Here is a 9377-nt window from a genome sequence, read left to right on the forward strand (position 1 = left end):
CCGCGGGCGGACTCGGTCCCGTTGCAGCCGGAGGGACGACGTCGTCGTCCCTCCGCGACTAGCGGCCGACGAGGGCGGGCGGGAGCCCGCCCACCCCGAGCAGACCCGGGCCGGCGTACGTCCCGACGACGGCGCCGATCTCCGAGACCAGCATCGGCTCGGTGCCGAAGTGCCGCCGGCCCTCCTCGGCGAGGCGCTCCGCGTCCGCGTGGGCCTGGATGTGCTGGATGACCCACGCGGTCTGCCCGGCCTCCGTGAGCTCGTCCATCGCGGCGACGAGCCGCTGGAAGGCGCGGCTCGACGTCCGCACCCGCTCGATCGGCTCGACCTCGCCGTTGACCGTGAGGATCGGCTTGATCTTCAGCGCGCCCCCGACCCACGCCGCGGCCGTCCCGATGCGCCCGCCCTTGCGGAGGTACTCGAGCGTGTCGACCGCGAACCAGATGCGGGTCTGCCCGCTCGCCTCGACCGTCCGGGCCGCGATCTCCGCCGGCGTCCCGCCCGCGTCGCGCGCGGCGACCGCGGCGAGCATGATCATCGCCAGGCCGCCGGCGACGTTGCGTGAGTCGACGACCTCGATCGTGCGGTCGGGGAACCGGCCGAGGGCGTCCGCCGCCGCCTGCCGCGCCGTCTCCACCGTCCCCGAGATCGCGCCGCTGATGTGGATCGAGACGATGTCCTGGCCGGCCTCGAGCAGCGGGCAGTAGACGGCGAGGAAGTCGCCGATCGACGGCTGCGAGGTCGTGGGGAGCTTCGAGTCGGCCCGGAGCCGGTCGTAGAAGGCCTGCAGGTCCATCTCCGACTCGCGGTGGGTGTCGGTGCCGTGGTTGACGTAGAGCGACACCTGGGGGATGCCGAGCGTCGCGAGCAGCTCGGGCGGCATCGAGTGGGTGGAGTCGGAGACGATCGTGACCGGGGACATGCGCGCCAGCCTATTCGTGCACCCGGACCCGCCCGCGGTGCGGGCACGCCGGCGCGGGGCGCGTGCGATCATCGCCGCGTGAGCGTCACGCTGGTCACCGGGGGCACAGGCATGATCGGCTCCCACGTCGTGCGGGCGCTCGTCGCGCGCGGTGACACGGTCCGCACGACGGTCCGCGGCCGGTCGCGGACCGACAACCTCATCGGGGTCGACGCGCAGCAGGTCGAGTGCGACATCCTCGACCGCCGGCAGGTCCGCCGCGCGATGCGGGGGGTCGACCGGGTCTTCCACTGTGCCGGTCTGACGTCGCTGCGGGCGAGCGCCGACCTGCAGTTCCAGGTCAACGTCCACGGCACCCGCATCGTCATGGAGGAGGCGCTGAAGGCGGGCGCCGAGCGGGTCGTCCACACCTCGTCGTTCGCGGCGATCGGGCCGGCCGAGCGCGGCTCGACCGCCGACGAGGACCAGATGTTCCGGGCGGGCCGCTTCGGCCTCGCCTACGTCAACGCGAAGCACGAGGCGGAGATGATCGTCCTCCAGCTCGCCGCGGCCGGGCTGCCGGTCGTCATCGTGAACCCCGCGCACGTCATGGGCCGTGGCGACCTGTACCGCTCGTCGACCGAGATCGTGCGGCGCTTCCTCCGCTGCGAGATCCCCGCCTACGTCGACGGCGCGATCTGCCTCGTGGACGTCGAGGACGTCGCCGCCGGCATCCTCCTCGCCGAGGAGAAGGGCAACGTCGGCGAGCGCTACATCCTCGGCAACCGCAACTACACGCTCGACCGCCTCTTCGCCGAGCTCGGTCGGATCAGCGGCATCGAGCCGCCCGCCGTGAAGCTCCCCCTGCCCGCCGCGATGGCGCTCGTCCGCGGCCTCGGTGCCCTGCCGGGGCGGCCGGCGATCACCCCGGCCGAGCTCCAGGCGTCGGCCCTCTGGTGGACCTTCCGCTCGAACAAGGCCCGGCGCGACCTCGGCTTCAAGCCCGGCCACCACGAGGACTCGCTCGAGCGGACGATCGCGTGGTACCGCGAGCGCGAGCCGCTGCGCCTGCGTAGTCCCGGGGCCCGCCAGCCGCTGCCGCTGCGCACCTCGGGCTTCACGCTGCAGCAGGTCGAGCGCTTCGTCTCGATGTTCGCGGGATGATCGGTGCGGCATGACCGTCGTCCTGTACCGCTGCCACACCCCGACGGACTGGCTCTGCCCGTGCGGCCGGGTGAAGCGCGAGCTCGTCCGGGCTGGCGAGGACGTGCGGGAGGTCCGCGTGCCGTGGGCCAAGGGGGATCGCCGCGACGTCCGCGCGCTCACCGGCCAGACGGTCGTGCCGGTCGCCGTCATCGACGGCGACGCCATCTGCGACTCGCGCCGCATCCGGCAGCACCTGTCCCGGCGGGCACAGGCGGTCACCGGACCCTCGCGGATGGACTAGCCTGGCGCGCTCATGCGCACGCTCCACCGGACCTTCGCCGTGTCCGCCGCCCTCGGGCTCGCGGGGCTCGCGGCCGCGGCGGGGCCGGCGGGGGCGGCCGAGCCGATCATGCCGCTCGGCCAGGTGCAGAAGGGCATGCACTGCACGGGGCGCAGCGTCGTCAGCGGCGTCGACATCGCGACCTTCGACGTCGACATCCTCGGCGTCGTCGCCGGGGACGCCGCGGCCCGCCAGCCGTACATCCTCTTCCGCGCCTCCGGCCCGGCGGTCGACGCCACCGGGATCGGGCCGGGCTTCTCGGGCTCCCCGATCTCCTGCCCGGACGCGGCGGGTGTGTCGCGGGTCGTCGGCGCGATCTCCGAGGGCATCGGGGCCTACGGCGGGCTGACCGCGCTCGCGACCCCGATCGAGTCGATCCTCGGCGAGACGGTCGACCCGCCCGCCGAGACGCGGTCCGCGCCGGCGCTCATCCGGTCCGCGCGCCCACTCGCGACGCCGCTGAGCTTCGGCGGGCTCTCGGTCCCGGTCGCCACCGCGCTGCAGGCCGCGGCGAGGCGGAAGGGCGCCGTCGTCTACGCGGCCCCCGAGGCGCCGTCCGGCCCCGAGTTCCCGCTGCTCCCGCTGCAGGGCGGCTCGGCGATGGCCGTCGGCCTCTCCAGCGGCGACGTCACCGCCGGCGCGATCGGCACGGTCGCCTACGTCGACGGCTCGACCGTCTGGGCCTTCGGTCACCCGCTCGACAGCGCGGGCCGTCGCTCGCTCTTCCTCCAGGACGCCTACGTCTACGGCGTCATCGGGAACCCGATCGGCTCTGAGGACCTCTCGACGTACAAGTACGCCGCGCCCGGCCACGACGTCGGCACGCTGACGAACGACGCCGTGTCCGCCGTCGTCGGGCGGCTCGGCGCGCTGCCGCGGAGCTTCCCGCTCCAGGTCGTCGGGCGCGACCTCGACACCGGCGCGACGGACACGTCGAACATGCGTATCGCCGACGAGACGGCGCTCGGGCTGCCGACCGGCGTCTCGGCCCTCAGCCAGGTCGGGGCGGTCGCGGTGGCCGAGGTGACGTACGACCTGCTCCGCGGCATCCCGCTGCGCCAGAGCGGCTCGATGTGCGTCCACATCCGCGTCCTCGAGCGCCGGCGGCCCCTCGGCTTCTGCAACACGTACGCGGGCGGCTCACAGGGCAACGGGCCCGGGGCCGCGCAGGTGGCGGACTTCGGGTCGGCCGCGGGCGCGCTCGACGCGTTCAACTTCGGTCCGCTCCACATCCTCGGCGCGCAGGTCGACCTGAGGTTCCGCCGCTCGCTGCGGCAGGCCTACCTGCTCGAGGCGACCGCGCCGCAGCGCGCCCGCCGGGGGACGACGGTCCGCGTCCGGGTCCTCGCCCAGCGCGTCAACGGGCCGAAGCTGCGCCGGACGATCAGCGTGAGGATCCCGAGGCAGACGCCGATCGGCCAGCGCCGCATCCGCCTCGACGGCGCGCCGGGGGACGGCGGCGGGTCGCTCACCGACGCGCTCTCCGGCGTCATCGACCTCGGATCGCTCCAGACGACCGACACGAGCACCGACGACGCGGCCGGCCCGCGCACGGTGAAGGCGCTGGCGGCGAGCATCGCCGGAGTGCACCGCTACGACGGCGTCACCGCGTCGATCCTGCCGCTCGGCGGCGGCGGCGGCGGCGGGGGCCTGCCGGGCGGCCCGGAGGGCATCGCCCAGCGCGCGCGGGACGTGTACCGAGACCCGGCGCTGCGGCTCAGCGGGACCGCGAGCGCGCGGATCACCGTCACGCCGTAGGACGGAGTGGACGCGTACGACGAGGAGGCGGGCGGGGCCGGCCGGCCTCGCGGCGCGACGCCGGAGGCCTCAGGCCAGGCGGTTCTCGATCTGCATGTTCGGCGGGTTCGTCGGGACGGCGTCGGGCGCCTCGTCGGCCGCGACCGGCTGCTCGACGCCGAGGACCTCGGCGAGCTCGCCGGACTCGAACATCTCGGCGACGATGTCGGCGCCGCCGATGAGCTCACCCCCGACGAAGAGCTGCGGGATCGTCGGCCACTGCGAGATCGCGCTGAGCTCCTGGCGGATGCGCGGGTCGGGGAGGATGTCGACCGCGGCGAACGGAGCGTCGAGCGCCTGCAGGGCGCCGACGGTCCGGGCGCTGAAGCCGCACGCGGGCGCCTCGGGCGTCCCCTTCATGAAGAGGATCACCGGGTGCTCGGTGATGGCGCCGGCGATGGCGTCGCGGATCGGGTTGTCGGTCTGCTCGGACACGGGAACTCCGTTTCGATGGTTAGGAAGGCGTGGAGGTCTTGAGGCTGAGGGCGTGGATCGGGCCGCCGATCTCGTCCCCGAAGATGTCGTACACGAGACGGTGCTGGGCGATCCGGCTGAGCCCCTCGAACTGCGGAGCGACGACGGTGGCGCGCAGGTGGTCCCCGCCGCCCCAGTCCTCGACCTCGGCCGTGGACCCCGGGAGGGCGGCCTCGATGCGGTGTCTGATCTCGTCGGTGGAGGGCATGCACGTGACAGGATACGACCCTCGGCGATGCTTCCATCGGTGCCCGTGCGAGGCGCTACACTAAATGAAGCTATGGGTACCACCGAGGTCACGTACAACGCCAAGGGCATCGCCTTCACCGAGAAGGGCGCCGAGAAGGTCAACGAGTTCCTCGCCGCGCAGAGCGCCGAGGCCGTGGCGACCGCCGGACTGCGCGTCGGCGTCCGCGGCGGTGGCTGTTCGGGCTTCCAGTACCAGCTCGCGTTCGACACCCAGCGCGACGGCGACGTCATCTTCGAGCACGAGGGCCTGAAGATCCTCGTCGACGCCCAGAGCCTCCCGTACGTCGACGGCTCGGCCATCGACTACGTCGAGTCGCTGCAGGGTGCGGGCTTCCAGGTGAACAACCCGAACGTCGTCGCCGCGTGCGGCTGCGGCTCGTCCTTCAAGGTCGCCGACGAGGCCGAGGTCTCCGCGGTCTGATCCGCCGCACCCGGCGCGCCCGGCCGACGGCCACCCTCCGGGTGGCCGTTCTGGGCTCGCCGGGGCGCTCGTCGCAACGGGTACCCTGGCGCTGCCCGGGTGCGGCGGCGGCGAGCAGGAGTACCGCGCCGCGACGCGTCCGGCGGTGGCGGCCGCAGCCCCCGTTCCGGCGCCGGCGGCCGCGCAGGCCCCGCCCGGCCCCGTCCCGCCGCCGCCCCAGCGGCTGCCGATCGGGATCAGCGAGAACAACCCGTGGCTCATCGACCCAGGACCCGTCCCGGACGGCTTCGGGCCGTGGCGCGACCGTGTCGCGGCGCTTCACCCGGCGCGCTACCGCCTGTTCGTCGACTGGTCGACGCTCCAGCCGGACCCGAAGGTGCCGGTCGACCTCGCCCAGCCGAACGACGGCTGCCTGCGCGGGCTGCCGCCGTGCGGGGCGTTCGCGGGCGTCCGCGACCGGCTGCGCGCGGTCGCGGCGCGGCAGCGGGCGGACGGCGGGGGCTGGGAGGTCGTCATCGTGCTCCAGGGCGTCCCGGCCTGGGCCGCCGCGCCGGCCGGCGGGTGCGAGCGCGGCGGCACCGACTACCGGGCGCGCCCGATCACCGAAGCCGGGCTCGCGGGCTACCAGGCGCTCATCCGCGGCCTCCTCGCCCTCGGGCGCCAGGAGGGCGTCGCGCTGCGCTGGTGGAGCCCGTTCAACGAGCCCAACCACCCGGGCTTCATCAGCCCGCAGCGTCTGCGCTGCTCGGTGAGGTCCCGCTCGCGGTCCCCCGCGGTGTACACGCGCCTCGTGCGCGCGGCACAGGCCGTCCTCGCCGCCGACCCGGCCCCGCACGACCTCGTCCTCGGCGAGCTCGCCGGCTACGGCAACCCGACGCGCCGCGGGACCCGCGTCGCCGAGTTCGTCGACGCCCTCCCCGACGACGTCGCGTGCGCCGCCACCGTCTGGGCCCAGCACGAGTACACCCAGCCCGATCGCCGCCAGCCCGACGCCGTCGGCGAGCTCGAGCGGGCCCTCGACGCCCGGCCCTGCACCCGCGGGAAGCCGATCTGGGTCACCGAGACCGGGGTGGGGCGGACCCGGGCGGGCTCGGCCCGGCCGGCCGACCCGGCCGCCCAGGAGGCCCAGTGCGCCGCCCAGGCGGCGCTGCTCGAGCACTTCGACGCCGATCCGCGCGTCCAGGCCGTCTTCCAGTTCTCGGTCCGGGAGGACACCGCCTATCCGGTCGGCCTGTTCGACCCCCGCCTCACCCGCGCCTACCCGGTCTACGACCTGTGGAAGGCCTGGGGCGCCGCCCGGCCGACCGACCCGGGGCCGCCCGCGCGGCCGGCGGGCTGCTCCGGCTGACGGCCACCCGCCCGCACCGGCCCGTCGCCCGGTCGCCCGCAGGCCCGCGCGCCCAGGCCCCGCGCTCCCGACGCGCGGTTATGGCGTGTCGCGGGACGGGTTATGGGAACGCTCGACCCGCAGTCGAGGGTGGGTGTCCGAGCTCCGGGTCACCGCGAGATCCTCGACCCGGCCGGAAATCCCATGGTCGTGCCGAACCCTCGACCAGCAGTCGAGGGTCTAGCCGGCGCCGGATTCTGTCGCCTCGGCGTCCGCGTGCTCCCGCGCCCCCAGCAGGGCCTCGGTGGACAGCCGGATGTGCTCCTCGAGCGCCTCGGGCCCCTCGCGTTCGAGCGCGACGACGAGCCCGACGTGGTCCGCCGCGAGTCGCCGGAGGGTGTAGTGCGGGCGGCCTTGCACGAGGAAGAGCTGCAGCTCGGCCGAGAGCGCCGCGTGCGCGTCGACGAGCCGTGGGACCCCGGCGGCGGCGACGATCGCCTGGTGGAGGGCGTTGTGGGCGACGACGACCTCCGACCAGGCGGGCTCCTCGCGCCCGCAGCAGAGCGTCGCGAACGCCTGCGCCGCCTCGTGGACCGGCCGGGGGAGGCGCCCGCCCCCGCGCTCGAGGACGATGCGCGCGGCGCCGACCTCGAGGATGCCGCGCAGGACGTAGAGCCCCTCGACGTCGGCGGGCTCGAGCAGCGTCACGCTGGCCCCGCGGTGCGGCTCGATCCGCACGAGGCCGCCCGCGGCGAGCTCTCTCAGGGCCGCGCGGGCGGTGTGACGCGCGACCCCGTACCCGTCGGTGAGCTCCTGCTCGCGCAGCCGGGTGCCGCCGGGCAGCTCGCCGTCGAGGATCCGGGTCCTGAGGGCCGCGGCGAGCGCCCCGACCGTCGTGACGCGCTCCAGCGCGTGCGTGGGGGTGGGCGTGCTCACGGCGCGACCTCCCGCGCCGGCGCGTACGGGATCACGCGCGCGTTCGGCGGGACGGGTGTCAGCCCTTCCGGTGCGACGATCGCTGCATCCGCCCGGCCGCCGGCGAGCGCGAGCAGTCCGGCCAGGACGAGGCCGGCGCCCGCGATCGCCACCGCCCCGGGCCGCTCGCCGAGGACGAGCGCCCCGAGCGTCGCCGCGGTGAGGGGCTCGGCGAGCGTCAGCGTCGCGGTTTCGCCGGCGCTGAGCTCGCGCAGGCCACGCGCGAAGAGGACGTACGCCAGGGCGGTGGGGACGACCCCGAGGAACGCGATGAGGGCGAGCCCTCCCGGGGTGAGGAGCCAGTGGCCCGCGGTGGCGGCCAGGACCGGGAGCAGCAGCACGCCGCCGGTGCCGAACGCGGCGGCCATGACGCGCTCGGGCTCGTGTCCGGAGCGCAGCAGACCCTTGGCGATGACGGTGTAGGTCGCGTACCCCGCCCCGGCGCCGAGGGCCAGCAGCACGCCGTCGGCCGAGACGGAGGCCGAGGAGCCTCCGAGGACGAGCAGCGCGACCCCGGCGCAGGCAAGCCCGGTGGCGGCCGCCCAGCGGCGCCCGGGAGCCTCGCGGAAGGCAAGCCACCCGAGGGCCCCGGCGAAGGCCGGCCCGGAGCCGATCGCCACGACGGTGCCGACGGCGACGCCGGTGCGCTGGACCGCCGCGAAGAAGCACAGCTGGTAGATCGCCACGCAGGCGCCCGCGGGGAGCGCGGCACGCGCCGGGATGCGCGCGGGGCCGGCGCCGCCGGCCACCGCGTTCGCCCTGCCGGACGCGTCGGAAGCCCGCTCGCGCCGCGCCTGTCGCCCGGCGAGCACGGAGAACGCGACGAGCAGCGCGCCGCCGAGGACGATCCGCCCCGAGCCGACCGCGACTGCGCGCGCGTCCTCGGGCCCGAGGGCACGGGCGGTACCGGTCGTGCCGAAGCAGACCGCGGCGATGAGCACACAGGCGCGCGGCGACATGATCGTGGGATTGTTCCACAATGCATCAACGAGCGCGAAGCGCCGCCGCCACAAACCGTCGGCGTGCGGCCCCGTGGAGCTCTCCCGTGCCTCGGGGCCGCACGCCGCGCCCCGCGGCGGTCAGGCGCCGCCGACGGGCGTCGCGTCGAGGCTCTTCCACAGCAGCCGCGAGGCGGTGGAGCGGTGGGGCCGCCATGCCTCGGCCATCGCGGCGAGCTCGGGGGGCGTCGGTGGCGCCGGCAGCCCGTAGGCCAGGCCGGCGGCGCGGCGGATCCCGAGGTCCCCAGGGGCGAGGACGTCCGGCCGGCGCAACTGACCCATGAGGTAGACGTGGGCGGTCCACGGTCCGATGCCGGTCACGGAGCACAGGGCCGCCTCGACCCCGGCGTCGTCGAGCGCCTCGAGCGCATCGAGGTCGATCCGGCCCTCCACGACGTCGCTCGCGAGCCCGCGCACGAAGCGCAGCTTGCCGCGGGAGAGCCCGCCGGCGGTCCGCAGCTCCTCGGGGTCGTCGGCGAGCACCTGCTCCGGGGTGGGGAGGGTGCCGCCGAAGCGGTCGCTCAGACGGGTGACCATCGCCCACGCGGCCCCGACCGAGACCTGCTGGCCGAGGATGATCCGCACGAGCGCGGCGTACGGTGGCACCGGCGGATAGCGCCCGCCGCGCGCCGGGTCGGTGACGACGGCGAGCGCCGCGTCGTCCATGCCCGCGATGAGCCGCGCGAGCACGGGATCGGCCTCCGAGAGCTGGATCAGCGCATGGTGCACGCGCGAACCCTCACGCTCAG

At 75.4% G+C, this 9377-nt stretch carries 11 protein-coding genes; 5 read left to right on the forward strand and 6 right to left on the reverse strand.

The features are described 5' to 3' along the window. Window positions 1-58 precede the first annotated feature (58 nt). Window positions 59-922: a DegV family protein gene (locus NBH00_RS05770; RefSeq protein WP_254572398.1), complete on the reverse strand. Its 864-nt coding sequence runs from the start codon at window positions 920-922 to the stop codon at window positions 59-61. 78 nt (window positions 923-1000) lie between these two features. On the opposite strand from NBH00_RS05770, the gene NBH00_RS05775 reads away from it, so the two are divergent. Genes NBH00_RS05775 through NBH00_RS05785 form a run of 3 tightly spaced genes read left to right on the forward strand, consistent with a single transcriptional unit; the run spans window position 1001 to window position 4145 of the window. Beyond that, window positions 1001-2065 (forward strand): NAD-dependent epimerase/dehydratase family protein, encoded by a 1065-nt coding sequence (locus tag NBH00_RS05775; protein WP_254572399.1) that lies wholly within the window; start codon window positions 1001-1003, stop codon window positions 2063-2065. 10 nt (window positions 2066-2075) lie between these two features. Beyond that, window positions 2076-2348, forward strand: a complete 273-nt coding sequence (locus NBH00_RS05780; protein WP_254572400.1) for a glutaredoxin family protein — start codon at window positions 2076-2078, stop codon at window positions 2346-2348. A gap of 12 nt (window positions 2349-2360) precedes the next feature. Beyond that, window positions 2361-4145, forward strand: coding sequence for a hypothetical protein (locus NBH00_RS05785; protein ID WP_254572401.1), 1785 nt, complete (start codon window positions 2361-2363; stop codon window positions 4143-4145). Window positions 4146-4214: 69 nt separating this feature from the next. On the opposite strand, the gene grxD is transcribed toward NBH00_RS05785, so the two are convergent. Both grxD and NBH00_RS05795 read right to left on the reverse strand, forming a co-directional pair. Further along, the gene (grxD, locus tag NBH00_RS05790; protein WP_302182702.1) at window positions 4215-4619 is read right to left on the reverse strand and encodes a Grx4 family monothiol glutaredoxin; all 405 of its coding nucleotides are present in this window, start codon (window positions 4617-4619) and stop codon (window positions 4215-4217) included. 19 nt (window positions 4620-4638) lie between these two features. Continuing rightward, window positions 4639-4866: a BolA family protein gene (locus NBH00_RS05795; protein WP_254572402.1), complete on the reverse strand. Its 228-nt coding sequence runs from the start codon at window positions 4864-4866 to the stop codon at window positions 4639-4641. A gap of 72 nt (window positions 4867-4938) precedes the next feature. On the opposite strand from NBH00_RS05795, the gene NBH00_RS05800 reads away from it, so the two are divergent. After that, window positions 4939-5328 carry a HesB/IscA family protein gene (locus NBH00_RS05800; RefSeq protein ID WP_254572403.1) on the forward strand — a complete coding sequence of 130 codons (390 nt, stop codon included), beginning with the start codon at window positions 4939-4941 and terminating at the stop codon, window positions 5326-5328. Between the two features lie 145 nt (window positions 5329-5473). Beyond that, on the forward strand, window positions 5474-6676 hold the full coding sequence (locus NBH00_RS05805; protein WP_254572404.1) for a hypothetical protein: 1203 nt from the start codon (window positions 5474-5476) through the stop codon (window positions 6674-6676). 219 nt (window positions 6677-6895) lie between these two features. On the opposite strand, the gene NBH00_RS05810 is transcribed toward NBH00_RS05805, so the two are convergent. The 3 genes from NBH00_RS05810 to NBH00_RS05820 form a co-directional block, all read right to left on the reverse strand. Then, window positions 6896-7591 (reverse strand): GntR family transcriptional regulator, encoded by a 696-nt coding sequence (locus NBH00_RS05810; protein WP_254572405.1) that lies wholly within the window; start codon window positions 7589-7591, stop codon window positions 6896-6898. Next, window positions 7588-8589: a DMT family transporter gene (locus tag NBH00_RS05815; protein ID WP_254572406.1), complete on the reverse strand. Its 1002-nt coding sequence runs from the start codon at window positions 8587-8589 to the stop codon at window positions 7588-7590. Before NBH00_RS05815 ends, NBH00_RS05810 begins: the two co-directional genes overlap by 4 nt. 120 nt (window positions 8590-8709) lie before the next feature. After that, window positions 8710-9357, reverse strand: a complete 648-nt coding sequence (locus NBH00_RS05820) for a DNA-3-methyladenine glycosylase family protein (RefSeq protein ID WP_254572407.1) — start codon at window positions 9355-9357, stop codon at window positions 8710-8712. Window positions 9358-9377: the final 20 nt, after the last annotated feature.

The organism is Paraconexibacter antarcticus (assembly GCF_024220175.1).
GTDB classification, from domain to species: Bacteria; Actinomycetota; Thermoleophilia; order Solirubrobacterales; family Solirubrobacteraceae; genus Paraconexibacter; species Paraconexibacter antarcticus.